This is a genomic window from Corallococcus sp. AB032C (assembly GCF_003668935.1).
Taxonomy (GTDB): Bacteria; Myxococcota; Myxococcia; order Myxococcales; family Myxococcaceae; genus Corallococcus; species Corallococcus exiguus.
Map to the genome: position 1 here is coordinate 22818 of NZ_RAWP01000036.1, position 25276 is coordinate 48093.

Here is a 25276-nt window from a genome sequence, read left to right on the forward strand (position 1 = left end):
CGTGCTACGCGGGAGGCCGGTGCGCGGCGGCATGGCCGCGCATCACCTCCTGGAAGAAGCGCCGTCCGACAAAGAAGCCGCCCAGCGGAGCACCTGACCAGAGGGCTCCAGTGGACGGATCGAGGATCCACGGCGTGATGTCGACACCCTCCGCGCCCGAGGCCCTGCGCAGCGGTCCCAGCCGCGCCCGGTCCTCGGGCGTGGGCGGATTTCCCAGCTCGAACACCTCGATGGACGCGCGCCGCGCAGGGGAGCGCGCCGCACCGGCATCCAGGCAGCGTGAAGCCAGCGCCGTCACCTCTTCGCGCGTCAGGGCGAAACACCGCTTGGGGTCCCGCGCGCGGTCCACCATGCACGCCAGTTTCAGCCCACGTGCGTCCCACCGGTGCACCACCACGTCCGAGGCGTCCGCCAGGGCCTGGGCTCCGTCGGGGGCGCCCCACACGAAGCCGCGCTCGGAGACAGCGCGGTGGGCGAAATAGGAAGCGAAGGACGCGGCATCACCGCGCTGTTCAGGAGAGGTCGTCATGGGAGGGAGCACACGCCGCCTCGATTCTGTTTCCAACAGCCCCCCACGTCTGACGAGCGAAGCCCACCCCTCTCGTCCCATCCGACGCTTGGATTCCAGCCGCATCACGCACCGACACCAGGCCCCAGGAGGCCCGCGCATGATGGACGACGCATCCCAGCTGTGGACCCGCAGGCGCATGCTGGAGGCCACGGGGGGCCTCCTCACCGCGAGCGCGTGGATGCCTCCGGTGCTCGCCGCCGCGCCACAGGTGAAGCTGCCCGACACCTTCGCCAAGACGGAGCGCGAGCGTACCGGTCCACCCAACCCACAGCCCGAATCCGAGCGCGTGGGCTGGGCCGTCGTCGGCCTGGGCCACCTGTCGCTCGAGGAAATCCTCCCCGCCTTCGGACAGATGAAGCGCGGCAGGCTGGTGGCGCTGGTAAGCGGCAACCGCGAGAAGTCGCAGGCCATCGCGAAGCAGTACGGCGTGCCGGACAAGGGCCTCTACGACTACAAGTCGTTTGATCAGCTCAAGGACAACCCGGAGGTGCAGGCCGTCTACATCGTCCTGCCCAACAGCATGCACGCGGAATTCACCGTGCGCGCGGCGCAGGCGGGCAAGCACGTCTTCTGCGAGAAGCCCATGGCCAACACCTCGGCCGAGTGCCAGCAGATGATCGACGCGTGCAAGAAGGCCGACCGCAAGCTGGGCATCGCGTACCGGCTCCAGTACGAGCCGCACCACCGCGCGGTCATCCAGATGGCGCGCAACAAGGAACTGGGCACGCTCAAGCTCTTCACCGCGAACAACGGCCAGAACCAGGGCGAGCCCAACCAGTGGCGTCACAAGAAGGCACTGGCGGGCGGCGGCGCGCTGCCGGACGTGGGCATCTATTGCCTCTCCGCCGCGCGCTACTTCAGCGGCGAGGAGCCCACGGAAGTGCAGGGCTTCAGCCAAAGCACGCCCGGCGATCCACGCTTCAAGGAAGTGGAGGAGTCCTTCGCCTTCCACCTGCGCTTCCCCTCCGGCTTCCAGGCGCACTGCACCAGCCACTACGGCACGCACGAGACCAAAGACCTGCGGCTGATGGGCACGGACGGCTGGGCGTCCATGGACCCGGGCTTCGCCTACAGCGGGCTGCGCCTGCGCGTGGGAATGAAGTCCAAGACGTTCCCCAAAGCAGATGACACGGTGGAGCGAAGCTTCAGCCAGCCGAGCCAGTTCGCTCGGGAGATGGACCACTTCTCGCGCTGCGTGCAGGAGAACGTCATTCCTCACACGCCGGGCGAGGAGGGCCTCGCGGACGTGCGTATCATCGAAGCGCTCTACCGCTCCGCACAGGAGGGCAAGGCGGTGAAGCAGGAGGCCGCGAAGAAGCTGGATGCCTTCCGCGGCCCGCCTCCCAAAGAAGAAGGCTGAGCCCCATGCAGGCCACCAGCGGTCCGTGACCAGGCCCTGCGCCCCGAAGTTCTCCGCGAGGACGAACGCCTCACGGAACGCTGCGATGGGGTGCGTGCACGGACGGCAAAGCGAGGAAACGGGCAGAGGCATCCGCCCGGGCACGGTTGCATCCAAACCTGTCCGACAGTCGGACCGACTTCCGCCGCATGGGGGCCTGTGGCCGCGCTGGTTCGTTCGGCAGGGGCGCGACGTCGTGCGTGCGCGAACGCCAACATGGGCCACGGATGGAGGCGCCCGCCCGGGGCCGGTTGCCAGAAAAGCTGTCCGACAGTCGGACAGGTTTTCAGCCCATGCGGCCCGGGGGCGCGCTGGCCCGGCAAGCGACGCGGAGGGTGGACCCGCACGTCCAATGTCAGACCCCTGTGGTTGGATGGCGATGCTGGGACGAGGAGGGGGATGGGGATGGAACGGCGAGGACTCGTGGCCTATGTGGAGGCGCAAATCGAGCGCGATATCGCGCTGGGGCGGCTGCACCCGAGCGGACAATTCGGCTCCGAAGCAAAGCTGGCGCGTCGCTATGAGGTGTGTCGGGGCACCATCCGCGAGGCGCTACGGCGGCTGGCGGCGCGAGGCCTGGTGGTGCAGCGCCCCGGACGCAAGACGCGCGCGGTGCCGCTGGATGAGTCGCTGACACTGGAGAACCTGGGGCTGGCGCTGCATGACGCGAGCAACCCGGATGCCCGGTGGCTTCTGGAGGGCTACTTCAGCCTCAAGCGACAGGTGCTGTTGGAGCTTCTGGCCGACTGCTGCGCGAGGGCCTCGGACCTCGACCTGGACCGACTGGGGAGCACGTGCTTCCAGCTCCAGGATGCAGCGCGCTGGGAGTCGGGGGAAGTCTGCGCGTGGGCGGAATTCGAGTTGCTGCGGCATGCGGCGCGGGTGGCGGCGCGTCCGGGGCACGTGCTCCTCGTTCAGTCCCTGCAGCGGGCCTTCCTGGGAGGAGCCGCTCAACTGCTGCCGCTCATGGGTGGAGAGGCGCTGCGCGAGTGGGCCTTCCGCGTGATGGCGATTCTGAACGAGCGCGACGTGCAGGCCCTTCAGCATGAGCTGCCAGCGCTGCTGAAGGCTCGCGATGAGCGCGTACTGAATGCCTTTGCCCCTGCTTCCCAGGAGCAGGCTTCACCCGAGGCCCACGTTCCCCCCGTGACATCAGCCACGCAGGACTCTGCGCCAAAGACACACCCCTGCACGGAAGCACGTGACCCCGGCGCTCCTACGTCAGCCCCTGGGCAGGACGAGTCGTTGGAGACACGCCACTGCGTGGAGGAGCATCGATTCGACGACCTCGTGTCGACCGGGGAGCAGGACACGGCACCCGAGGACCTCCTCGTGAAGCCGAACAGCGGGCAACCACCGCCTCCAGCCGCTCCGGGATGCTCCACCTGCGAGTTCCGAGGGGAATGCACTGAGAAGAGCGTGGCCGATGCGGCCTTGGAAGACCTGTTCGACTGTCGGTCAGGTTGAGGCATCGCGCCTCCAACGGACCTCTCACTCCCTACTCACGCCCGGCGATGGCTGCGCCGATACGCGCCGGGAGCGGTCCCGTCCCAACGCTTGAAGGCCCGGTTGAAGGACGCCTCGCTCTGGTAGCCGATGGCCGGAGCGACCTCGCTCAGGGGCAGCTCGCTTTCGCGCAGGAGCTGGGCGGCCTTGATCATCCGCCATCCCACCAGGTACTCCAGCGGCGGTTCCCCCACGAGTTCGCTGAAGCGCGCGGCGAACCCGGACCGCGACAGGGCCACGGCGGACGCGAGGCTCTCCACCGTCCAGGGTTCCTCGGGGCGCTCGTGGATGAGCGCGAGCGCTTTGCCAATCTGCGGATCCGCCAACGCCCGCAGCCCGCTCTCCCGGCACGACTCCTCCGACTTCATGATGTGCGCCCGCAGGGCCTGCACCAGCAGGATGTCCGCGAGCCGGCTCATGATGACGGTGGCGCCCGGGTGGGACGACGCGCTCTCCGTCAGCAGCAACTGCACCGTGGACGCCAGTGACGGCGCCGTCGCCGCGTCGTCCGCGGCCAGGTGGATGACGCGGGGCAGTTCCTTGAAGAGGAGCGTGCGCGGCGCGACGCCCAGCTGGAACGACGCCGCGACCAGCGTGGTCCGCTCGCCGTCGCCGCCCAGCCGGATGGAACCCTTTCCTCGGGCGCTCGCGCAGGCCCCGTGCGCCAGGACATGAACGGGGCTGTCCTCCTTGTCGCGCAGCGTGTGCCCTCCGCCATGCGGCAGCACCGCCAGGTCTCCCGCGCACAGCACCAGGGCTCCCGGAACGCCCTCCACCTCCAAACGGGCCCCACCGCGCGCGACGAGGATGATGTGCGCGCCGGGGGACGTCCCGAACTGGAGCCCCCACGGGGCGAACAGCTCGAAGCGGCCGTGCATCCGGGTGGACAGGCGCAGGGTGTCCAGGACGTCCGCCAGGACATCCGCCCCCTGGGCCTCCAGCGAATCTGGACGATCGGTCAATTTATTTGGACTGGATGCCATGGCACGTCCATAGCGCCTGGAGCATTCAACGGCCATGGCAAATACACTCAAGCTCCTCTCCCCCTTGCGCCTGGGCCGGCTCGAACTGAAGAACCGGCTGGTGATGGCCCCCATGACCCGCAGCCGGGCGCTGGTGGACGGCAACGTCCCCAACCCGCTGGCGGTGACCTATTACGAGCAGCGGGCGTCCGCGGGCCTCATCGTCACCGAGGGCACCCAGGTCAGCCCCCAGGGCGTCGGGTACATCCGCACGCCGGGCATCCACTCGCCGGAGCAGGTGGCGGGCTGGAAGAAGGTGACGGACGCGGTCCACGCGGTGGGCGGGCTCATCTTCGCGCAGCTGTGGCACGTGGGGCGCGTGTCGCACCCGGACTTCCATGGTGGCGAGTTGCCGGTGGCGCCGTCCGCGATTGCCGTCCAGCAGGAGGTCTTCACGTTCCAGGGGAAGAAGCCCGCGGTGACGCCCCGGGCCCTGGAGACGCAGGAGATTCCCGGCGTCGTCGAGCAGTTCCGCCAGGCCGCTCGCAACGCGAAGGAGGCTGGCTTCGACGGCGCGGAGCTGCATGGCAGCAATGGCTACCTGCTGGACCAGTTCCTGCGGGACGGCTCCAACCAGCGCACGGACGCGTACGGCGGCAGCATCGAGAACCGGGCGCGTCTCCCGCTGGAGGCGGCGCGGGCGGTGGCGGAGGTGTTCGGCGCGGACCGCGTGGGCTACCGGCTCTTCCCGCAGAACTTCCCGTACACGGGCATGCACGACTCCACGCCCACGGAGACCTTCACGTACCTGGCCCGCGAGCTGGGCAAGCTGGGCCTGGGCTACCTGCACGTGACGGAGCTCGTCACGGGCCCCGCCGCTCCGGCGCCCGAGCAGCGCATCACTCCGGCGATCCGCAAGGCCTTCCCGGGCGTCATCATCGCCAACGGGGGCTACGACGCGCAGGCCGGTGAAGCGGTCATCGAGCGCGGCGAAGCGGACCTCGTGGCGTACGGCGTGCCGTTCCTCGCGAACCCGGACCTGCCGGAGCGCTTCCGCCGGTCCGCCCCGCTCAACACGCCGGACGCGTCGACCTTCTTCCAGGGCGAGGAGCAGGGCTTCACGAGCTACCCGGCGCTGAGCTGAACCGAAAGGGGGAACCGTCATGAGCACGCAGCGAATGGACGTCCTGGAGCGAAGGCTGGCGCGGATCATCGACCTGCCCGAGCCCACACAGGGGCAGTTCGGGCCCGCGCACACGGTGGTGCCGGTCATCTCACCGGAGGACTACGCGCGGTCGGATCCGTTCATCTTGTTGATGGACGACCGCATCGACGGCAAGCCCATCGGCGGGCCGCATCCGCACGCGGGCTTCGAGACGGTGACCCTCGTGGTGAAGGGCGGGATGACCCACGACAGCGGCAGCCTGGGTGAAGGCGACGTGCAGTGGATGACGGCTGGCAGCGGCGTCATCCACGGCGAGGGACTGGAGGGCGACCTGGGCCAGGCGCGCATCCTCCAGCTCTGGCTGACCCTGCCCAAGGCGCAGCGCTGGGTGCCCGCGGGCTACCAGGACCTGCCGTACGCGGAGCTGCCGGTGCGGCGCGAGCCGGGCGTGGAGGTGCGGCTCTACAGCGGCACGTCGGGAACGGTGCGGTCGGCGACGAAGAACTACGTGCCCGTCACGCTGGCGGAGCTCCAGTTGGAGCCGGGCGCGTCCATCGCGCAGGAGCTGCCCGCTTCGTACAACGGCTTCTTCTACGTGCTGGAGGGAGAGGTCGCGGTGGGGCCGGACCGCCAGGCGCTGAAGCCCGGGCAGGTGGGCTGGCTGGACCGGCCGGTGTCGGGAGGTGACAGCAAGGTCCGCGTCACCGGGACGACGCGGGCGCGCGTGCTGCTGTACGCCGGACAACCGCAGCGCGAGCCGCTGGTGAGCCACGGGCCGTTCATCGGGGACACCCAGGAGGACATCCTGAGGTCCTTCGCGGGATACCGTGCGGGCCGCTTCGGTCCGCCACCGCAGAGGTAGTGGACCGAGGCTTCGCGAACGTCAGCGGCTTTCGACGGGGGCCGGCGCCAGGGTGGCGGCGGCCGTCACGCCGGAGTTCGCGCGCTCCAGGTGCGGACCCAGCTGGCCCATCAGCATCAGCCCGGCCATGCGGAAGTCGGAGATGAAGGACCAGAGCGGGTACTTGAAGGTCGCGGGGCGGTTGTGCTCGATCTTGAAGTGGCTGGCCCACGCGAAGCCGTAGGCGCACACCAGGGCGGCGGGAATCAGCGCGCCGCGTCCGGTGACGGCGGCGGTGACTCCCAGGCTCACTCCCAGGCTGGTGCCGGCGAAGTGCAGCCAGCGTGTCGACGCATGCTTGTGCTCGCGCAGGTAGAACGGCCAGAACTCGGCATAGGTCTGGATGCGGTCGGACATGAAGTGAAGTTGTGTCCAGCTGCCCGCCTCTCGTCAACCCATGCGGGCCCCCTTCGTGCCGGCTGCTACACCGGTCGGCTCCGGACCGTGGGCAGGAGAGCAGCCAGGCGGTCCTCGACGCGGCCCGTCGTTTTTGGACGGGCCGGGAACAATCCGGTGCGAACGGCCCGGACGTGAGGAGGCGCGAACCGCGCGTGTCGTGAAAGACTCGGGGGCGCGCATGAGTGACTGGACGCCCAAGCTGAACCCCACGGTGGACCTGCGGCGGCTCCCGCTGAACGCGGAGGAGGGCTTCGTGCTGTCGCGGCTGGACGGCCACACGCGCGAGAAGGACCTGCCCGCGCTGACGGGGTTCCCGCCAGACAAGCTGCGGGACATCCTCGCGAGGCTGGTGTCCCAGGGAGCCCTGCTGCCGGGCACGGAGGCCGCGAGTCCCGTGAACACGGTGCGTCCGCCGGAAGCTCCAGCCCCGTTCGCGGATCATCCCGCGCCGTCGCTCGACGCGAGCGACACCGAACCGCTGCCGGAAGCGGAGTCCTCGGACGGCTCCGACGATGACGCCGGTGCCACGGACGACGTGCCCGAAGCGGTGCTGGGCGACTACCGCAAGCTCTTCGAGACGCGGCTGCACGCGCTGCCGGAGGACCAGCGGGTAGCGCTCGCGCATGGGGCGGAGGACCCGGAGCTGTCCGCGCTGTGCTTCGACCCGGTGCCCGCCGTCATCAAGGCCGTGCTGGAGAACTCGCGAGTGGGCCTCGCGCACGCACGGCTCATCGCGAGGCACCACCGCAACCCCGTGGGCCTGGAGGCGCTGGTGGCCCGAGCCGCCTTCGCCGCGGACACCGGCGTGCGCCGCTTCCTCGTGCGCAATCCACAGCTGCCGGCCGCCCTCTTCCGCCGCCTGTGGGCGATGCGCCGCCTGATGGAGCACCACAAGCTCACGGTGGACCGGGACGTACCGGAGCAGACCCGCCGCACCGCGCGCGAGCTGTTGCGCCAGCGCTTCTCCACCGGCCCGTCCGAGGAGAAGGTGGAGCTCATCCTCAACACGGAAGGCCGGGCCCTGGGCGCGCTCGTGGGCATGCCGGTGGACGGAAAGACGACGTCGCTCCTGTGCGGGCGCACGTACCGCTCGCCCATGCTGGTGCAGAACATCGCGCGCTGGAGCGCCGCGCCGCCCGCGCTCATCGCGCACCTGCTCAAGCAGGAGCTGGTCCGCCGTCAGCCCCAGCTGCGCATGATGCTCGCGCGCCACCCCAACGCCCCCGCGGACGCGAAGCGCGCCTGAGCCTCATGCCCCACGCCGAAGCCAGGGTCGTCCGCGAGTTGAAGCACCACCTGCTCAAGCACGGGCTGCGCAGGTCGCGCGTCCTGCACCTGCTGGTGGATGCGCATCCCTCGTATGTCCGCAGCCCGTTCGCCCGGGACCTGGAGCCCATGACGCGGCTCACGTTGGAGGGCACCCGGCCGGACATCCTGTGCAGCGTGGCGCGGCCCGAGGGCGTCCTCGTCACGGGCATCGAGGTGAAGGCCTCTGAAAGGGATTGGGTCCAGGGCCTGGGCCAGGCGCACAGCTACCGCGCGGGCGTCCATCACGCGTACCTCGCGCTGCCGGCCTCCGCCGCCGACCTCCGCGCCCCCACCCTGGCGCAGGCGCGGAGCATCGGGGTCGGCATCCTCGCCCGGGACGCGAAGCACTGGGTGGAGGTCGTTGCACCCGCGGACCCCACCCCGCTGCCCCGCGCCGTCAGCCAGGCCTCCTCGCTGCTCGAAGGCGTCCCCGCCGCGCGCAGCCTCCAGCTCAACCATCCCCTCAACTACCTCGCGGCCGCGTTCCTCGCGGACCGGGGCGCTCCTTCCGGAGCGCTGCTGAAGTCGCTCGCCGCGCACTGGAAGGACCTGGGGAGCGACAGCTCCCGGCGCCACGCGGCCACGGGCGCCAACACGCTCGGGCTGCTGGACCTGGACTGGAAGCCCACGCTCGAAGGCCGCACCGTGGCGGACCTCCTGGCCGCGCTCCAGTTCGACCCCGACACCCGCTACGACAAGCGCAAGCGCCTGCTGGACGTGCACACGGCCTTCGCCGCCGTGGCGCGCTTCGTCCTCATCCGTCAGCCCGCGGTGCGCCTCATCCACCGGACCCTCACGGACCACGGCGGAAGCCTCACGCTGCCGGAGCTGGCCGTGGCGGCGGGCCATGACGACCCGGCGCTGGCGACAGCCCTCTTCCTCGCGGACCCCTCCGGAACGCTGAAGCCCGGGCTGCGGGGGCCGGACATCAACCCGTCCACCGTCTTCAAACTCAAACAGAACCTCTGGCACGCGGGCCTGCTCGACACCAAGGCCCACGGCACCGCCGGCAAGGACGCCCGCGCCTACCGGCCCGCCGAGGACGTCTGGGCCCTGCCCCGCGACAAGTCCGCCACGGCCCCTTGACTACAACTGTAGCCATGGCGTATCGCTCCTGACTACAACTGTCGTCAGGAGGGCTGCCGTGGCCAGACCAGGTTCCGAAGTCCCGTCGTTCGTCCGGGAAGCGCTGGGCTGGCTGTTGGCCCTGCACCTCCTGCTCGCGTTGATGCCCTCCCTGCACCTGAGGGAGACGCTGCAAGCCGGAGCCCACAAGGCCCGCGTGTGGTGGAAGGCCGCGGACACCGTGCGCCGTCACGGGGCGCCGCTCCTCCCCGCGATGATCAGGGCTTCCGCGCGGTGATGAGCGGCTGGTTGAAGCCCGTCTCCTCCGGCGTGTACCAGCGCGGATCCACCAGCCCCGCCCGGGTGAGCGCCTGCTCCAGCTCCACGGGTTGCAGCAGGCGGTAGACGCCGGTGTGCTCGGTGGTGTGCCAGATGCCGGACTCCTGGCGCAGGATGAACTGGCGCACCGTGTACTGCCTTTCATCCACCGCCCAATCCCAGACCTGGAACAGCACGCGGCGGCCCAGCGGCGTGTCCAGCACGCGCTCCGCCGTGAAGCGCGGCCGCTTCTCCAGCAGCGCCGAGTGGTCGCGCAGACTCGCCACCAGCAGGCCCCCGGGCACCAGGCGCGACGCCATCGCGGTCGCGGCGTCGTCCAGGTCCGAGTCCTCCAACAGGTGCGCCATCGCGTTGTCGCAGGACATCACTACGTGGAAGGTGCCCGGCACCTGCCAGTCCAGCATCCGCATGTCCGCCACGCCGGTGGTGATGCTCACGTGCATGGCGCGGGCTTCCCGCTCCGCTCTCGCCACCGCGGAGGGGCTCAGGTCCGTGGCGTGCACGGAATAGCCCCGCGCCGCCAGCCCCAGCGCCTGCGTGCCGATGCCGCACGCGCAGTCCAGCACCCGGCGCGGCGGCGGCGCGCCTGAGCGGCGCAGGAGCGCGTCCAGCACCGCGCCCTGCCGGTCCACCGACTGCTCCCAGTCCGCGAAGAGCAGGTGGTACTCCTCGGCCAGCCCTTCGTAGAAGTCCAGGACGCTGTCAGACATGACGGCTTCCTCCTTAACACCCCCATGCGGGCCGTCACGCGCATGGATGCCGGACGTCGCCTGTCCGTCATGTCGGAGCCACGTTGGAGCCGGGAGGTCTTCTCCTGTGTGGGTTGTTACCCGGAAGACGGGGCTCGGGAAGCCCGCGCGGGCAGGGGCGGACACCGGGCAGGATGCACCGTCATTCCCCGCGTGAATCTCGCGCGCACCCGAGGCAAGGAGCACCGATGATGTCGTTGACGCCGTCACAGGTCCGCCTGGGATGGTCCGCCACGAACAAGGCGGAGGCCATCCGCCTGGTCGGACAGGTGATGGTGGAGTCGGGCTTCATCTCGCCCGGCTACGTCGACAGCATGCTCAAGCGCGAGCAGGTGTCCGGCACGTTCCTCGGCCACGGCATCGCCATTCCGCACGGCCTGCCGGAGGCGCGCCACCTCGTGCTCCAGACGGGCGTCGTCGTGGTGCAGTTCCCCGCCGGGGTCGTCTGGAGCGAGGACGGCCATGCGCACCTCGTGGTCGGCATCGCCGCGAGGTCCGACGAACACCTCCAGGTGCTCGCCAACCTCACCGGCGTGCTGGACGATGAGGCCCGGGCCGTGGCCCTGGCCTCCACCCTGGACGCGGCCGTCATCATCCAGGCGCTCCAGGGCTCCGGCGCCCCGAGGGAGCAGCAAGGCGCTTCCGCGTTCGAAGGCCTCTCGCTCCAGGTCCTGTCCCCTTCCCCGCACGGCCTGCACGCGCGTCCCGCCACCACGGTGGTGGAGGTGGTGCGCCGCTTCCGCGCGGACGTCACCATCCACCACGAGGGGCGGCAGGCGAACGCCCGCAGCCTCCTGTCGCTGCTGCGCCTGGGCGCCCGGGGCGGCTCCACGCTGACGCTCACCGCGGCGGGGGACGACGCGGCGGCGGTGCTCCTCGCGTTGCAAGAGGCCTTCGAGGTCGGCCTGGGAGAGGAGCCTCCCGCTGCTCGCGCGCTGGCACTGGAGCCCATGCCCGCCGCCGTGCTCGACTACGAGGGGACCCTGGTCGCGGGCCTGTCCGCGTCGCCGGGCATCGCGGCCGGGCCCGTGTGGGCCTTCCAACGCGAACGGCTGGAGGTGGAGGAGCGGGCCGTGGACGCCGCGCGGGAACACCAGCTGCTGGAGACGGCCCTGGCCGGAGCGGCGGCGGAGCTGCGCCAGCTGCACGAAGGTTTCCTCCAGAAGGCCGGAGCGCAGCGGGCCGCCATCTTCAAGGCGCACCTGGAGCTGCTCGACGACCCGGAGATGTTGAGGGATTCGCACGGCCTCATCGACACCGGCCTGAGCGCGGGCGCGTCCTGGCTCCGCGTCTTCGAGAGCCGCGCGGAGGCGCTGGCCGTGATGGACGAACCGGTGCTGGCCTCGCGGGCCGCCGACCTGCGGGACGTGGGCCGGCGCGTGCTGCGGCCCCTGGCCCGGGTGCTGGAGGGCGAGCCCACCTTCCCGGATCATCCGGTGGTGCTGCTGGCGGAGGACCTGGCGCCGTCGGACACCGCGAAGCTGGACCCCGCCATGGTGCTGGGCCTGTGCACGGCGGGCGGAGGCACCACGTCGCACACGGCCATCATCGCGCGCTCGTTGGACCTGCCAGCGGTGGTGGCGGTGGGGCCGTCCGTGCTGGACCTGCGCAACGGGCAGCACTGCATCCTGGACGGCGACGCGGGCGTGCTCGTCGTGCGGCCTTCGGCGCGGGACCGGGCCAAGGCCGCGCACCAGCGCGAGCGGATCCGCCTACGGCGCGAGCAGGAGCACCTGGAGCGCTACCGGCCCGCCATCACGCTCGACGGTCGGCGCGTGGAGGTGGCCGCGAACATCAGCGAGGCCGCGGAAGCCATCAAGGCCGTGGACGCGGGCGGCGAGGGCGTGGGCCTGATGCGCACGGAGTTCCTCTTCCTCCATCGCGACGAACCGCCCGGCGAGGAGGAGCAGCTCCACGCCTACCTCACCATGGTGCGCGCACTGAACGGCCTGCCGCTCATCCTGCGCACGCTGGACATCGGCGGGGACAAGCGCGTGCCGTACCTGTCGCTGCCGGCGGAGGCGAACCCGTTCCTGGGCGTGCGCGGCATCCGGCTGTGCTTCGAACGGGAGGACCTGTTCCGCACGCAGCTGCGCGCCATCCTGCGCGCGTCGATGGAGGGCCCGGTCCGCATCATGTATCCCATGGTGGCGATGCCCGAGGAGCTGGCGAAGGCGCGCGCCATCACCGAGTCCGTGCGCCGCGAGGTGGGCGCGGATCCGGTGGAGACGGGCATCATGGTGGAGGTGCCCTCGGCGGTGATGATGGCGGAGCAGCTGGCGCGGGACGTGTCGTTCTTCTCCATCGGGACCAACGACCTGACGCAGTACCTGCTGGCCATGGACCGGCAGCATCCGGTGCTCGCGTCCCAGGCGGACGGCCTGCATCCAGCGGTGTTGCGCATGGTGGACCTCACGGTGAAGGCGGCGAGGAAGGCGGGCATCTGGGTGGGCGCGTGCGGCGGCATCGCGGGAGACCCGTCCGGCGCGGTGGTGCTGTCCGGCCTGGGCGTCACGGAGCTGAGCGTGGCCATCCCCAGCATCCCGGCGGTGAAGGCGCTGCTGAGGGGCATCTCCCTGGCGGACGCGGAAGACGTGGCCCGGGCCGCGCTGGAGTGCGGCAACGCCGCCGAGGTGCGGGGACTGGTGCGCGGCCTGCTGGCCCGGAAGGGAGCGAAGGCATGAGGCCGACGAAGCCGGGCGTGGTGACGGTCACGTTGAACGCGGCCATCGACCAGACGCTGGAGTGTCCGGGGTTCACGGCGGGCGCGGTGAACCGAGTGGTGGCGGAGACGCGCACGCCGGGAGGCAAGGGCATCAACGTGGCGGCGTTCCTCGCGGGAGGCACGAGGCCGGTGACGGCCACGGGCTTCCTGGGCGAGGACTCGGTGCCGTTGTTCGAGACGCTGTTCCGCGAGCGAGGCATCCAGGACCGCTGCCTCCGGCTGCCGGGCTCCAGCCGCGTGAACATCAAGGTCGTGGACCGCACGAGCGGCGCGGTGACGGACCTGAACCTGCCAGGCCTGCGCGTGCCGGAGGAGGCATTGGCCGCGCTGATGGAGACGCTGGATGCGCTCGCGGAGGAGAACGGCTGCTTCGTGATGTCCGGCAGCGTGCCGGCGGGAGTGCCCGCGTCCATCTACGCCACGCTGACGGAGCGCCTGCGAGCCAGGGGCGCGGTGGTGGCGGTGGACACGAGCGGAGCGCCGCTGCGCCACGCGGTGGCCGCGAAGCCGGACTTCGTGAAGCCGAACGCGCACGAACTGGAAGAGCTGGTTGGACGCCCCCTGGGGAACGCTGGCGAAATCGCGCGAGCCGCACGCGAACTGCACGCGACAGGCATCGGGTTGGTGGTGGTGTCGCTGGGAGCGGACGGCGCCCTGTTCGTGTCGGACGACGGCGCGTGGCGGGCCCTGCCGCCGCCCGTGGAGGTGGCGAGCACCGTGGGCGCGGGCGACGCGCTGGTCGCGGGAGTGCTGGCGGCGAGGCTGGAAGGCTACGACCTGGAGACCTGCGCCCGGAGGAGCACGGCCTTCGCGGCCGGGAAGCTCGCGAAGGTGGGCCCGGTGCCACCCGCACCCGAGCGCGTGGCGGAGCTGCTCTGCGCGGTGCGGATGCACCCGCTGGGCACGGGTTGATCAACAGCCGCGAGGCCGGTGCACCCGGAAGGTGGTGCCCGCTTCCTCGGTGGACACCCCGTCCACCGCACCGCCGTGCGCGCGGAAGGTCACGCTGTTGGACTCGGGGACGGGCCCGACGGCCGCCCCTCCGCACGCTCAGTCCAACCGTCCCTCCAGCTTCTCGATGGCCGCTCGCACCGCGGGTGGAACCGGCACCTTCTCCTGCGTGGCGTAGCGCAGCGTCACGATGATGGAACCGCCGCGCGTGTAGAGCACCCCGTCGTCCGCGCCCGCCACCACGTGCTCGAAGGTGATGGAGGAATTGCCCACGCGCGTGACGCGCGCGCCCGCCACCAGGTTCACCGGGAACACCACCGGCTTGAGGTAGTCCGCGTGCGTGTTCGCCAGGATGGGCCCCACCCCGTCCGCCATCGTCGTGTCCGCGCCCGCGGCGGACGGCCCCACCAATCCAACGCGAGCCATGTACGCGATGCGCGCGGACTCGAACCAGGTGAACGTGCGGGCGTTGTTGACGTGCCCGTACGCATCCATCTCACTCCAGTGCACGGGGAAGGGCACGACGACGGGGAAGTCCTTCAGGGCGGCGTTCGACATGGCCCCCAGGGTCGCAGGGACCATCCCGCCAGGGAACGGAAACCACGCCTGCCTGCCCTCCAGGAGTCCCGCGCAGGCGTGCTAAGCCAGGGGTCCATGGCTCTCCGGTCCACGCTGGCGCCGCCCGCCGTCACGTCCCTTTCCTCCGCCGTCCGGGGTCCTCGCGATGGCCGGTGAGCCCACGCGGCCGCAGGAGGACAGCCGCTACGACCCGCCCGCGCCCTGGGAGGAGCCGGGCCCCACGCCCCCGCCGCACCTGGTGCGCGAGCGGGGCACCGCCACCGCCACCCGGCCCCAGAAGCACGCGGACATGGTGCGCTGGCTGCACCCCGGGCAGGTGCTGCGCACGGGCCTGGACGCGGTGGTGGCCACGGTGTTCGGCGCGCGCGCGGACCACCGGCTCATCGAAGCGGTGGTGCGGCCGCAGCAGCCCTACTTCGACTATTCGGAGGAGTCCGGCGCGGACGGCGACTTCTGGCTCGACTACGTCTCCGACATCGGCGACGGCTGGGACTCCACCTACGCGGTGGCGCGCCTGCTGGCGCTGCCGGAGCTGCGGCTCCCAGAAGAGGACGGCAAGACAGCGCACATCACGCCGCGAGGCCGCGTGCTGGTGTTCGGCGGCGACGAGGTCTACCCGGGCGCCAGCCGCGAGACGTACGAGGAGCGCACGGTGCAGCCCTATGAGGCCGCCATGCGCCGCTCGCAGGCGCCCCATCCGGACCTGTTCGTCATCCCGGGCAACCACGACTGGTACGACGGCCTGTCCGCCTTCATGCGGCTGTTCTGCGCGCAGCGGTGGCTGGCCGGGCGTCGCACGCGGCAGAGCCGCAGCTACTTCGCGCTGAAGCTGCCGAAGAACTGGTGGCTCATCGGCACGGACGTGCAGCTCAACAGCGACATCGACGTGCCCCAGGTGGAGTACTTCCGCCAGGTCGCGGAGCAGATGGGCCCCGACGACCGCGTCATCCTCTGCAACGCGGAGCCCGCGTGGGTGCTGGCCGCGGCCGCGCGGCGCCACAAGGGCAGCTACCTGGAGAACAACCTGGAGTACCTGGAGGAGAAGGTGCTCGGGCGGCGCATCGCCGTGTTCCTCGCGGGCGACCTGCACCACTACCGCCGGCACGAGGACGACACCGGCCAGCACCGCATCACCGCGGGCGGAGGCGGCGCCTTCATGCACCCCACGCACGCGCCCGCGGCGCCCGTGCTGCGAGACGGCTCCACGCTGCGCAAGAGCTTCCCGACCGAGGCCACGTCCCGGAAGCTCGCGCGCAAGAACCTGTTCCTCATCCGCTACAGCCCGCTGTTCGGGCTCATCACCGGCCTGTGGTACCTGCTGCTCGCGCTGGCGGCCTACGCGGAGGTGGGCTCGCTGGGCCTCTCCCGCCTGCCGGAGGTGGTGACGGCGGTGGCCAACAGCATGGTCAACCGGCCGTGGACGCTCATCCTCGGGATGGTGACGGTGGGAGGACTCGTGGGGCTGGCGGACGCGGCGCTGGGGAAATGGCGCGCGCTGCTGGGCGGCCTGCACGGCGTGGCGCACATCGTGGCGGCGTTCTTCATCGCCTGGGGCGCCACGTACTTCACGGTGAGCAAGCTGGGCGTGTGTCCGGTGCTGTCACCGGATGGCGCGCACTGCGCGGACGGCTGGCTGCACCTGGCGGGCAAGTTCTTCTTCTCCTGCACGTTCACCTTCGTGGGCGGCTTCCTCGTGGGCCCGTTCATCACGGGCCTGTACCTCTGGCTGAGCGTGAACTTCTTCGGCGCGCACTCCAACGAGGCCTTCGGATCGCTCGCGCTGCCGGACTTCAAGAACTTCCTGCGCATGCGCATTGGCAAGGACGGGGCGCTGACCATCTACCCCGTGGGCCTGGAGCGCGTGCCGCGCAAGTGGAAGCCCACCGGAGCGGGGCCCATGTCGCCCGCGTTCGACCCGGACGACCCGAACGCCACGGAGCCGTTCCTCATCGAACCACCCATCCGCGTCTGCCGTTGACGCTACCCGGCCGAGCGCGTGGCGGGAGACGCGCCCGGAGCATCGTCCTCCACCTCCGAGCTGGAACTCGCGGCCCGTGAGGCGTCCTCAAGCAAGGGCGCGATGCCGGGCTGCTTGAGGGTGAGCGTCGCGTAGTCCTGTACGGCCGCGTCCAGGCCCACGTCGCGCTTCGCGCGCTCGGACAGGAACCACTTGTGCTCCAGCACCTGGCAGTAGAGCTCCGCGGTGTCGGCCGCGCGGCCCAGGTCCTTCTGGAGGCGTGACAGCGTGGGGTGGTAGCGCTCGTCCAGCCAGCGGAACGCGGCCACGCTCAGGGGCACGCTGCGGTCCATCTTGCGCGTGAGCGTGGCCTTCATCTCCTGCATCTCGTTGAGCAGCAGGCTCGCCTGGCGCTCCTCCGCGACGATGCCGGTGAGCGAGTGCAGCTGGTGCCGGTGGTACTCGCGGTCCGTGACGATGGTGCGCATGCGCAGCTGGCTGCCCTGCCCGCTCGCCAGCAGCTCCACCTCGCCCACGGAGAAGCCCAGGTCGTTGAGCGTGCGGATCCGCTCGTGGATGCGGTAGCTCTCGTGGGGCTGGAGGATGAGCTCGCGGTTGATTTCGGCCCACAGCCGCTCATAGCGCTGGCGGATGCTCGCGGCCGTCTCCTGCCACGCCTCCAGCTCCTGGGGCAGCTCCTCCGCCAACTCCACGCGAGCGGCCAGGTCCGCCAGGCCACCAGCGATGTTCTCCTCCATGATTTGCAGGTCCATCTCCCGCTGGCCGGCGGAGAGCTGCTCATGCAGCTCGGACGTCTCCGCGTCCACCGCGTATGCCTGCAACTCGCCCGCGTCGCGGCGGAAGAGCACGTTGGACAGCGAGCAGTCGCCCCAGAAGAACCCGCCCAGGTGCAGCCGCACCAGCAGGCCCGCCATCGCGTCCAGGAGCCGCGACCGGTAGCGCTCCAATCCCTGCTGCATGAACAGCGCGCGGTACGGCAGCGACGACGCGAGGTACTGGGTGATCAGCAATCCAGGCCTGTCCCCGGGCGAGGCCTCCAGCCCCTCCTCCGTCTGGACCGCCAGCCCCACGGGACACACCGACGGCAACCGGCGCTCCTCCAGGCCGCGCAGCAGGTCGTACTCGCGCTGCGCCACGCGCGCGGGCGTCTCCTTGAAGGCGTAGATGGTGGCGCCGTAGCTGACGAACACCACCACGTGCCGGGACAGACCGCGCGGCACCTCCACCACGCGCGGTGAACGCTCCGTCCACGCCTCCAGCGGCAGCTCCCAAGGAAGGTCGAGGAAGTCCGGGTGCCCCTGCCGGATATGCAGGGAATGAAGGCGGCGAGCAGGGTGAGACATGTTGGCCACAAGCCTACCGTCCGGGTGAGCGCGCTTCATCCGGGCGGTGCGCTGGCCCGCGTGGAACGTTCGCTGTTAGAGGAAGAAGCCATGCGACCCCTCCGCGGACTTTCCCTCTGCAGCGCGGCCCTGCTGTCGGCCTGCGCCGGTTCCTCGCCTACGCCCGGGCCGACGCCCTCCGCGCCTGGAAGCATCACGCTCGCCGCGCCCGCGGGAGACGCGTGGTACCGGGGCGCGGTGTTCTACGAGGTGTTCGTCCGCAGCTTCCAGGACTCCAACGGAGACGGAGTGGGAGACCTGCCGGGGCTCATCTCGCGGCTGGACTACCTGAACGACGGCAACCCGGCGACGACGGACGACCTGGGAGTGGACGCGCTGTGGTTGATGCCGGTGTTCGCGTCGCCCAGCTACCACGGCTACGACGTGACGGATTACGAGCGCATCCAGACGGCGTACGGCTCGCTGGAGGACCTGCAACGGCTGTGTGACGAGGCGCACCGCCGGGGCATGCGCGTCATCCTCGACTTCGTCATCAACCACACCGGTTCGACGCATCCGTGGTTCGTGGACTCGTCGTCCTCGGCGCAGTCGGCGAAGCGCGATTGGTATCAGTGGCGAGCGAGCGACCCGGGCTGGAAGCAGCCCTGGGACATCTACTCGCAGACCAGCACGTGGCACCGGCAGGACAGCGGTTGGTACTACGGCGCCTTCTGGGGCGGCATGCCGGACCTGAACCTGCAGACGCCCGCGGTGCGCGAAGAGGTGAAGCGCCTGGCGACGCTGTGGCTCCAGCGCGGCGTGGACGGCTTCCGGCTGGACGCCGCGCGCTACCTCATCGAGACGGGCGGCGGCGCGGGGCAGGCGGACACGCCGGAGACGCACGCCTTCTGGAAGGAGTTCTCCGCGCACGTGCGTTCGGTGAAGCCGGACGCGGTGCTGGTGGGCGAGAACTGGAGCGAGACCCCATCGGTGGCGAAGTACTACGGCTCCACGGCGACGGTGCCGGGCGGGGACGAACTGCCGCTCAACTTCAACTTCCCCATGTCCACGCGAGTGCTCGAGGGCATCAACGCGGGCAACAGCGGGGGCGTGGCGGCGAAGCTGCTGGAGATGAAGAACAACTATCCGGCCGGTGTGGCGGACGCGCCCTTCCTCACCAACCATGACCAGGTGCGGCTGGCGACGCAGTTCTCCAACGACGGGGCGAAGCTGGGGCTGGCGGCGGCGGTGCTGCTGACGCTGCCGGGAGCGCCGTTCCTCTACTACGGCGAGGAGGTGGGCCTGGGGAACGGCAACGCCAACAACGACGAGTCCAAGCGCACGCCGATGCCGTGGAGCGGCGCTGCGGGCGCGGGCTTCACGACGGGCTCACCGTGGTACGCGTTCTCCAGCGGCAGGGAGACGGCGAACGTGGAGGCGCAGCGGAGCAATCCGGGGTCGCTGCTGTCGCGCTACCGGTCACTCATCCACGCGCGCCAGGGTTCGGAGGCGCTGCGCAACGGAGGCCTGCGGCTGTTCACGGCGACGACGGGTATGTCGCGCACGCTCGCGTTCGTGAGGACGCTGGACGACGAGCAGGTGCTGGTGGTCCACAACTTCTCCACCTCGCAGGAGTCGGTGGGACCGTTCGACGTGGAGGCCACGACGGCGGAGCCGCTGTTCGTGGACACCGGCGTGACGCAGCTCTCGGGTGGCACGGGAGCCTGGAAGACGAGCCTGCCCGGGCGTTCCACGGGCATCTGGCGGCTGCGCTAGCTGACGACAGGCTGACGCCACGAGCGGGAGAAATGGGTTTCTCCCGCGGCCTTGAAGCGGCGGATGAGCTCCGCCGCCGCGCCCTTGCCCTGCTGAAGCAGCCAATTCAGCTCCGCGGGCATCAGCACCTTCACGGTGAGGAGCCGGACCTCGCCCCCGGGAAGCGTGAAGCGAGAGGGCAGCGAGTCCGTCTCCATGCCGATGAGCACGGCCACACGGCCCTCGGGCGTGACGAGGGTTTCGGGCATGCCCACGCCGTCGACCTCCATGGACAGCGTGCCGTTGGCCAGGGAGACACGGAGCTTCTCGAACTCAGCGACCTCGTAGGCGACACGTTCGAGGAGATGCGCAGGCCAGCTCTTCCACACCTCCCCGAGCAGCTCTGGGGTCTCGATGGCGAGTTCGAGTCCGAAGCCGGCGGTGGGGCGGTCCAGGATGTCGTTGAACGGATCGGACAGGCCGTCGGTGACGATGAGCATGCCGCCATCAGGGCGTCGCATGGCCGTCCACCACTGTCGTTCACCCGGCCACGGGCCACCCACGACGGGAGGGATGTAGAAGTCGTCCGACATGGTGCCGAGCCCACGCCACACGGCTCTACGGGCATGGCGAGCCTGGTCCCACAATTCGCCTCGCCGCTTCGTCTCCGCGCGGCGAACGGGGTCGAAGGTCGGCGGCCCGGTGACCGCTTCGAACTTGGCGCCCGTAATGCCCGCGCGCTCCAGCGCGTCCTTGATCTCCTCGGAGACGATTAGGGAGACCTCCCACTCTGAGGGGCGGAATACTTTCGCATCGCCCACCTTCGACGGGTCGATGCGCATGCCGTAGATGGAACGGAGTGTGCCCACCTTCTCCGGAATCTCATCCTCTTCGGTCCAAGAGTGAACCTCTTCCGAAGCCTCGGTATCTACGCACGGGATGGTGCGAAGGGCATTGAGGATGAAGTACGGCCCTGCACGAGAGTCGACTTCGACGGGGATCAACTCCACTTCAGTCGGAGCCAATTCCTGAAAGAGAGCTGCCAGCTTCGCATTGACGACCGGGGTACCGAACGCCGCATGTGAGTAGTCACGAGATTCTCCCTCCAGGTCCAATGGAAGCCGAATCGGGTCCTTGAAATGCACGGGTTCTCCACCCGTGAACTGCCAGGGGTCATCAAGTTCGCGCCCTTGCAGGTCGAGCGGATGCCCCAGGCACCAGAACCCTTCAGCGACATCCTCGGAGAGCGTGAAATAGTTCGTTGCCATCGTGTCCGCTCGTCACTCCAGGCCCGTGACCATCCGATTCAGCCTCGACCCTTTCTGGACGATCTCTCCAGCGAGTTCCCTCAACGCCTTTATCAACTGCGCCCGACAGCTCGCCAGAGAGCTGCATGTACGAGTCGACCGGGCCAGCGTCTCCAAGACATGATCGTGGTATTGCCTCGGATGAGGTCCTCGGTGTCCCGGCACACGAACCTTGTTCGCGGGATCATCAAGCGACATCCCCGCCTTGTCGAAGATCTTCTGGAACTGGGGAGACCACGGGCCACCCCGGTTCGTGGCACTCCACCACTTATTAGACGCAATGTGGTGCTCATGCCCTCCCGCATCCGCGCCACTCGCGACGGGACTCTTCTCATCCCGCGCGGACATGGCCACAGCGTTCGGAGCCAGCACCAGGGTGACGACGCCCTCGGAGGACACAGCCGCGGACTCCACCTGCGCCGCCGCACCCAGCCGGAAGCCACCCATCTCCGCGGCCACCAGCGAGGCCTGCCCTGAACCCGGGAGCGTGGCGACCTTCGCCGCGAACGTCTCCGCAGTGCTCCCTACGGCCGCCAGCGCCAGCATCACGAACGCCCGCGCCGCGTTCTTCCCCATCACCTCGCCGTACTCCTCCCCTGCATCTCGAAGCTCATCGAATGTCCGGGCGACACGCGCCTGTTCAGACAACTCAATCCATCCCTGGATGAGGTTCCACACCGTGTCGATGCCCAGGTAGGCGATGAGACACACCGTCATCGTCGCCGCGATGCCCTTCGACACGGGCTCGGGCAGCAACCACAGCGCCAGGTACACGGTGCTCGTCGCGACGATGGTGGTGAGCACCGCGCGCGGGTCCGTCAGCCCCACCAGCGCCTCCGACGTCTCCTCCCACACCGAGTCCAGCGCGATGGCGAACGCCAGCGAACGCCGCCCGTCCTCATCCAGCGTGGAACCCGCCTCCAGCAATTGAAGACAGTCCCCCGGTGTCTGCTTGCGCTGGCACCACCGCCCATAAGCGCTCGCCAGCTCCCGGCCGTCGTCCTCCACCAGCAGCCGGGCACGAGGAGTCTCCTCCACGGAGACCAACCCCAGTCGCCCACGAACATGGGCATAGGCCTTCGAGGAGAACGTGCCCGCGAACAGCCGATACGCGTCCTCACGAGGACGCGAAGCCACCGGCGCATCCTCCGCCAGCGTCCGCACCGCCTCCGTGAACGCGTCCCCGTCCAGCTCCACGGGCTCGACCTCCGCCCGAGGCACATGGACGACCGGCGCACCCTGCCCCGTCTTCAGCCGGACGCCACGCGTCGCTGAACACCCCGTGCCCAGCAGCAACAGCAGCACCGCGACCACCCAGCTCCGGCACGAAGACATGGATGCCTCCCAAGCACCCATCCTCGGCCGCGCGGACTCACCGCAACCAGGACCTCCCGCGCACAGCGCGGGAACCGACCGTCACGGGGCGGGCGACGAAGGACCCACGACCCCGGCGTCCTCGACCACGGCCCCCGCATCCGGCGCGTCCTCGCGAGCGTCGTGGCGCCCAGCCGGGACGCGTCTTTCCTCCGGTCCACGCAAGGGGGCAGCGCGTGACGCCCATCCCTGAGTCCGCCGCCAGCGTCAGCCCGGGCGTTCCACGGGCATCTGGCGGCTGCGCTAGCTGACGACAGGCTGACGCCACGAGCGGGAGAAATGGGTTTCTCCCGCGGCCTTGAAGCGGCGGATGAGCTCCGCCGCCGCGCCCTTGCCCTGGCGGAGCAGCCATTTCAGCTCCGCGGGCATCAGCACCTTCACGGTGAGGAGCCGGACCTCACCCCCGGGAAGCGTGAAGCGCGAGGGCAGCGAGTCCGTCTCCATGCCGATGAGCACGGCCACACGGCCCTCGGGCGTGACGAGGGTTTCGGGCATGCCCACGCCGTCGACCTCCATGGACAGCGTGCCGTTGGCCAGGGAGACACGGAGCTTCTCGAACTCAGCGACCTCGTAGGCGACACGTTCGAGGAGATGCGCAGGCCAGCTCTTCCACACCTCCCCGAGCGGCTCCGGCGTCTCGATGGCGAGTTCCAACCCGAAGCCAGCCGTGGGCCGGTCCAGGATGTCGTTGAACGGATCGGACAGGCCGTCTGTGACGATGAGCATGCGTCCTTCAGCGTGCCTCATGGCCTTCCAGCCTTGCCGTTTTCCGGGCCAAGGCCCGCCCACGACAGGAGGGATGTAGAGGTCATCCGCCATGTCGCCAAGCCCTCGCCATACGGAATGACGGGCGATGCGAGCCTGGTCCCACAACTCGCCTCGCCTCTTCGTCTGCGCACGCCGAACAGGATCGACGGTCGGCGGCCCTGTGACCGCTTCGAACACCGCGCCCGTGATGCCCGCGCGCTCCATTGCATCCTTGATGTCTTCGGAGACGATGAGGACGACATCCCATTCCGAGGGACGGAACACCTTCGCATCGCCCACTTTCGACGTGTCGATGCGCATCTCGGAGATGAAACTGAGGGTGCCGACCTTCTCCGGAATCCCATCCTCTTCGGTCCAATACACCACATCCGAAGACGCCTCGGTGTCGACGCACGGAATGGTGCGGAGGGCATTGAGGATGAAATAAGGCCCTGCGTGGGAGTCGATCTCAACGGAGATCAACTCGATGTCATTCGGGGCCAACTCTCGGAAAAGAGCCGCTAGCTTCGCATTGACGACCGGGGTACCGAACGCTGCATGTGAATAGTCACGGGATTCCCCCTCCAGGTCCAACGGGAGCCGAATCGGGTCCTTGAAGTGCGCGGGTTCTCCAACCGTGAACTGCCAGGGGTCGTCGAGTTCTCGCCTTTGACCATCAAGAGGATGCCCCAGGCACCAGAACCCCTCTGCGACGTTCTCGGAAAGGTTGAAGTATCTCATCGCCACAGTGAACCTCGTGCATCACTCAAGGCCGGTCACCCATCGATTCAGGTCTGTCCCTCTCTCGTTGATCACTTTCGCGAGGTTCCGCAGTTCTCTCGTCAATGCAGCCCTGCAGTCTTGCATGGACCTGCATCGCTTCGACACCCTCTCCAGAGCATCAAACACCTTCTGGTGGTACGCCTCCGGATGAGGCCCTCTGTGTCCCGGCACGCGGACCTTATTCGCGGGATCGTCGAGCGACATCCCAGCCTTGTCGAAGATCCTCTGGAACTTTGGTGACCACGGGCCACCGCGATTCGAGGCGGTCCAGAACTTGTTGGATGCGATGTGGTGCTCCGGTCCATCCACATCCGCCCCACTCGCGACGGGACTCTTCTCATCCCGAGCGGACATGGCCACAGCGTTCGGAGCCAGCACCAGGGTGACGACGCCCTCGGAGGACACAGCCGCGGACTCCACCTGCGCCGCCGCACCCAGCCGGAAGCCACCCATCTCCGCAGCCACCAGCGAGGCCTGCCCTGAACCCGGGAGCGTGGCGACCTTCGCCGCGAACGTCTCCGCAGTGCTCCCTACGGCCGCCAGCGCCAGCATCACGAACGCCCGCGCCGCGTTCTTCCCCATCACCTCGCCGTACTCCTCCCCTGCATCTCGAAGCTCATCGAATGTCCGGGCGACACGCGCCTGTTCAGACAACTCGATCCATCCCTGGATGAGGTTCCACACCGTGTCGATGCCCAGGTAGGCGATGAGCACCACCGTCATCGTCGCCGCGATGCCCTTCGACACGGGCTCGGGCAGCAACCACAGCGCCAGGTACACGGTGCTCGTCGCGACGATGGTGGTGAGCACCGCGCGCGGGTCCGTCATCCCCACCAGCGCCTCCGACGTCTCCTCCCACACCGAGTCCAGCGCGATGGCGAACGCCAGCGAACGCCGCCCGTCCTCATCCAGCGTGGAACCCGCCTCCAGCAATTGAAGACAGTCCCCCGGTGTCTGCTTGCGCTGGCACCACCGCCCATATGCGCTCGCCAGCTCCCGGCCGTCGTCCTCCACCAGCAGCCGGGCACGAGGAGGCTCCTCCACGGAGACCAACCCCAGTCGCCCACGAACATGGGCATAGGCCTTCGAGGAGAACGTGCCCGCGAACAGCCGATACGCGTCCTCACGAGGACGCGAAGCCACCGGCGCATCCTCCACCAGCGTCCGCACCGCCTCCGTGAACGCGTCCCCGTCCAACTCCACGGGCTCCACCTCCGCCCGAGGCACATGGATGACCGGCGCACCCTGCTCCGTCTTCAGCCGGACGCCACGCGTCGCTGAACACCCCGTGCCCAGCAGCAACAGCAGCACCGCGACCACCCAGCTCCGGCACGAAGACATGGATGCCTCCCAAGCACCCATCCTCGGCCGCGCGGACTCACCGCGACCAG

21 protein-coding genes are annotated in these 25276 nt (G+C 69.5%); 11 read left to right on the top strand and 10 right to left on the bottom strand.

The genetic code is table 11. The features are described from left to right. Nucleotides 1–4 precede the first annotated feature (4 nt). Nucleotides 5–529, bottom strand: coding sequence for a hypothetical protein (locus D7X99_RS17880; protein WP_120594722.1), 525 nt, complete (start codon nucleotides 527–529; stop codon nucleotides 5–7). A 139-nt stretch (nucleotides 530–668) separates the two neighbouring features. On the opposite strand from D7X99_RS17880, the gene D7X99_RS17885 reads away from it, so the two are divergent. Continuing rightward, a complete protein-coding gene (locus tag D7X99_RS17885) occupies nucleotides 669–1931 on the top strand; it encodes a Gfo/Idh/MocA family protein (protein WP_121778828.1) in 1263 nt (420 codons plus the stop codon). Nucleotides 1932–2369: 438 nt separating this feature from the next. After that, nucleotides 2370–3437, top strand: coding sequence for a FadR/GntR family transcriptional regulator (locus D7X99_RS17890; RefSeq protein WP_121778829.1), 1068 nt, complete (start codon nucleotides 2370–2372; stop codon nucleotides 3435–3437). Nucleotides 3438–3472: 35 nt separating this feature from the next. On the opposite strand, the gene D7X99_RS17895 is transcribed toward D7X99_RS17890, so the two are convergent. After that, nucleotides 3473–4438, bottom strand: a complete 966-nt coding sequence (locus D7X99_RS17895) for an AraC family transcriptional regulator (RefSeq protein ID WP_233613486.1) — start codon at nucleotides 4436–4438, stop codon at nucleotides 3473–3475. 55 nt (nucleotides 4439–4493) lie between these two features. On the opposite strand from D7X99_RS17895, the gene D7X99_RS17900 reads away from it, so the two are divergent. Together D7X99_RS17900 and D7X99_RS17905 are read left to right on the top strand one after the other, a co-directional pair. After that, entirely contained in the window at nucleotides 4494–5582 is a 1089-nt protein-coding gene (locus D7X99_RS17900; RefSeq protein WP_121778831.1) for an alkene reductase, read from the top strand. 19 nt (nucleotides 5583–5601) lie between these two features. Further along, nucleotides 5602–6465 (top strand): pirin family protein, encoded by an 864-nt coding sequence (locus D7X99_RS17905; protein WP_121778832.1) that lies wholly within the window; start codon nucleotides 5602–5604, stop codon nucleotides 6463–6465. A 21-nt stretch (nucleotides 6466–6486) separates the two neighbouring features. On the opposite strand, the gene D7X99_RS17910 is transcribed toward D7X99_RS17905, so the two are convergent. Then, nucleotides 6487–6861 carry a DUF962 domain-containing protein gene (locus D7X99_RS17910; protein ID WP_121778833.1) on the bottom strand — a complete coding sequence of 125 codons (375 nt, stop codon included), beginning with the start codon at nucleotides 6859–6861 and terminating at the stop codon, nucleotides 6487–6489. A gap of 220 nt (nucleotides 6862–7081) precedes the next feature. Here D7X99_RS17910 and D7X99_RS17915 point away from each other — a divergent pair, with 220 nt between their 5' ends. From D7X99_RS17915 to D7X99_RS17925, 3 genes are read left to right on the top strand one after another with little or no spacing between them, the layout of a single operon-like run. Continuing rightward, the gene (locus D7X99_RS17915) at nucleotides 7082–8149 is read left to right on the top strand and encodes a hypothetical protein (RefSeq protein ID WP_169826924.1); all 1068 of its coding nucleotides are present in this window, start codon (nucleotides 7082–7084) and stop codon (nucleotides 8147–8149) included. A 5-nt stretch (nucleotides 8150–8154) separates the two neighbouring features. Then, complete coding sequence (locus D7X99_RS17920; protein ID WP_121778834.1) at nucleotides 8155–9297, top strand: hypothetical protein; 1143 nt, start codon at nucleotides 8155–8157, stop codon at nucleotides 9295–9297. 58 nt (nucleotides 9298–9355) lie between these two features. Next, nucleotides 9356–9574: a hypothetical protein gene (locus tag D7X99_RS17925; protein WP_121778835.1), complete on the top strand. Its 219-nt coding sequence runs from the start codon at nucleotides 9356–9358 to the stop codon at nucleotides 9572–9574. Here D7X99_RS17925 and D7X99_RS17930 read toward each other — a convergent pair. After that, nucleotides 9555–10325, bottom strand: a complete 771-nt coding sequence (locus D7X99_RS17930; RefSeq protein ID WP_120578983.1) for a bifunctional 2-polyprenyl-6-hydroxyphenol methylase/3-demethylubiquinol 3-O-methyltransferase UbiG — start codon at nucleotides 10323–10325, stop codon at nucleotides 9555–9557. The genes D7X99_RS17925 and D7X99_RS17930 overlap by 20 nt on opposite strands. A 227-nt stretch (nucleotides 10326–10552) precedes the next feature. Here D7X99_RS17930 and ptsP point away from each other — a divergent pair, with 227 nt between their 5' ends. Next, nucleotides 10553–13048, top strand: a complete 2496-nt coding sequence (ptsP, locus tag D7X99_RS17935) for a phosphoenolpyruvate--protein phosphotransferase (protein ID WP_121778836.1) — start codon at nucleotides 10553–10555, stop codon at nucleotides 13046–13048. Beyond that, on the top strand, nucleotides 13045–14001 hold the full coding sequence (gene pfkB / locus D7X99_RS17940) for a 1-phosphofructokinase (protein ID WP_121778837.1): 957 nt from the start codon (nucleotides 13045–13047) through the stop codon (nucleotides 13999–14001). The genes ptsP and pfkB overlap by 4 nt, the downstream gene beginning before the upstream one ends. Nucleotides 14002–14139: 138 nt before the next feature. Here the strand turns inward: pfkB and D7X99_RS17945 are convergent, their stop codons facing one another. Next, nucleotides 14140–14598 (bottom strand): thioesterase family protein, encoded by a 459-nt coding sequence (locus tag D7X99_RS17945; protein ID WP_121778869.1) that lies wholly within the window; start codon nucleotides 14596–14598, stop codon nucleotides 14140–14142. A gap of 310 nt (nucleotides 14599–14908) precedes the next feature. Here D7X99_RS17945 and D7X99_RS17950 point away from each other — a divergent pair, with 310 nt between their 5' ends. After that, a complete protein-coding gene (locus tag D7X99_RS17950) occupies nucleotides 14909–16597 on the top strand; it encodes a metallophosphoesterase (protein WP_121778870.1) in 1689 nt (562 codons plus the stop codon). Nucleotides 16598–16599: 2 nt separating this feature from the next. Here the strand turns inward: D7X99_RS17950 and D7X99_RS17955 are convergent, their stop codons facing one another. Then, nucleotides 16600–17940: a DUF4032 domain-containing protein gene (locus D7X99_RS17955; protein WP_121778871.1), complete on the bottom strand. Its 1341-nt coding sequence runs from the start codon at nucleotides 17938–17940 to the stop codon at nucleotides 16600–16602. Nucleotides 17941–18030: 90 nt separating this feature from the next. Between D7X99_RS17955 and D7X99_RS17960 the strand changes: the two genes are divergently transcribed. Next, on the top strand, nucleotides 18031–19695 hold the full coding sequence (locus tag D7X99_RS17960; protein WP_121778838.1) for an alpha-amylase family glycosyl hydrolase: 1665 nt from the start codon (nucleotides 18031–18033) through the stop codon (nucleotides 19693–19695). Here D7X99_RS17960 and D7X99_RS17965 read toward each other — a convergent pair. From D7X99_RS17965 to D7X99_RS17980, 4 genes are all read right to left on the bottom strand, one after another. Further along, nucleotides 19692–20942 (bottom strand): DUF1629 domain-containing protein, encoded by a 1251-nt coding sequence (locus D7X99_RS17965; protein WP_121778839.1) that lies wholly within the window; start codon nucleotides 20940–20942, stop codon nucleotides 19692–19694. The two genes, D7X99_RS17960 and D7X99_RS17965, sit on opposite strands and share 4 nt — an antisense overlap. Before the next feature lie 12 nt (nucleotides 20943–20954). After that, nucleotides 20955–22316 carry an AHH domain-containing protein gene (locus tag D7X99_RS17970; RefSeq protein WP_121778840.1) on the bottom strand — a complete coding sequence of 454 codons (1362 nt, stop codon included), beginning with the start codon at nucleotides 22314–22316 and terminating at the stop codon, nucleotides 20955–20957. A gap of 282 nt (nucleotides 22317–22598) precedes the next feature. Then, a complete protein-coding gene (locus D7X99_RS17975) occupies nucleotides 22599–23843 on the bottom strand; it encodes a DUF1629 domain-containing protein (RefSeq protein WP_216671836.1) in 1245 nt (414 codons plus the stop codon). A gap of 21 nt (nucleotides 23844–23864) precedes the next feature. Then, nucleotides 23865–25226: an AHH domain-containing protein gene (locus tag D7X99_RS17980; protein WP_121778842.1), complete on the bottom strand. Its 1362-nt coding sequence runs from the start codon at nucleotides 25224–25226 to the stop codon at nucleotides 23865–23867. Nucleotides 25227–25276 lie beyond the last annotated feature (50 nt).

Bases quoted from the DNA above. Each gene is read 5' to 3' on its own strand.
- D7X99_RS17920 (WP_121778834.1), top strand. From the start codon at position 8,155: ATGCCCCACGCCGAAGCCAGGGTCGTCCGCGAGTTGAAGCACCACCTG.
- D7X99_RS17900 (WP_121778831.1), top strand. From the start codon at position 4,494: ATGGCAAATACACTCAAGCTCCTCTCCCCCTTGCGCCTGGGCCGGCTC.
- D7X99_RS17950 (WP_121778870.1), top strand. From the start codon at position 14,909: ATGGTGCGCTGGCTGCACCCCGGGCAGGTGCTGCGCACGGGCCTGGAC.
- pfkB (WP_121778837.1), top strand. From the start codon at position 13,045: ATGAGGCCGACGAAGCCGGGCGTGGTGACGGTCACGTTGAACGCGGCC.
- D7X99_RS17965 (WP_121778839.1), bottom strand. From the start codon at position 20,942: ATGGCAACGAACTATTTCACGCTCTCCGAGGATGTCGCTGAAGGGTTC.
- D7X99_RS17885 (WP_121778828.1), top strand. From the start codon at position 669: ATGATGGACGACGCATCCCAGCTGTGGACCCGCAGGCGCATGCTGGAG.
- D7X99_RS17955 (WP_121778871.1), bottom strand. From the start codon at position 17,940: ATGTCTCACCCTGCTCGCCGCCTTCATTCCCTGCATATCCGGCAGGGG.
- D7X99_RS17880 (WP_120594722.1), bottom strand. From the start codon at position 529: ATGACGACCTCTCCTGAACAGCGCGGTGATGCCGCGTCCTTCGCTTCC.
- D7X99_RS17890 (WP_121778829.1), top strand. From the start codon at position 2,370: ATGGGGATGGAACGGCGAGGACTCGTGGCCTATGTGGAGGCGCAAATC.
- D7X99_RS17960 (WP_121778838.1), top strand. From the start codon at position 18,031: ATGCGACCCCTCCGCGGACTTTCCCTCTGCAGCGCGGCCCTGCTGTCG.
- D7X99_RS17970 (WP_121778840.1), bottom strand. From the start codon at position 22,316: ATGTCTTCGTGCCGGAGCTGGGTGGTCGCGGTGCTGCTGTTGCTGCTG.
- D7X99_RS17930 (WP_120578983.1), bottom strand. From the start codon at position 10,325: ATGTCTGACAGCGTCCTGGACTTCTACGAAGGGCTGGCCGAGGAGTAC.
- D7X99_RS17975 (WP_216671836.1), bottom strand. From the start codon at position 23,843: ATGAGATACTTCAACCTTTCCGAGAACGTCGCAGAGGGGTTCTGGTGC.
- D7X99_RS17910 (WP_121778833.1), bottom strand. From the start codon at position 6,861: ATGTCCGACCGCATCCAGACCTATGCCGAGTTCTGGCCGTTCTACCTG.
- D7X99_RS17915 (WP_169826924.1), top strand. From the start codon at position 7,082: ATGAGTGACTGGACGCCCAAGCTGAACCCCACGGTGGACCTGCGGCGG.
- ptsP (WP_121778836.1), top strand. From the start codon at position 10,553: ATGATGTCGTTGACGCCGTCACAGGTCCGCCTGGGATGGTCCGCCACG.
- D7X99_RS17905 (WP_121778832.1), top strand. From the start codon at position 5,602: ATGAGCACGCAGCGAATGGACGTCCTGGAGCGAAGGCTGGCGCGGATC.
- D7X99_RS17980 (WP_121778842.1), bottom strand. From the start codon at position 25,226: ATGTCTTCGTGCCGGAGCTGGGTGGTCGCGGTGCTGCTGTTGCTGCTG.
- D7X99_RS17945 (WP_121778869.1), bottom strand. From the start codon at position 14,598: ATGTCGAACGCCGCCCTGAAGGACTTCCCCGTCGTCGTGCCCTTCCCC.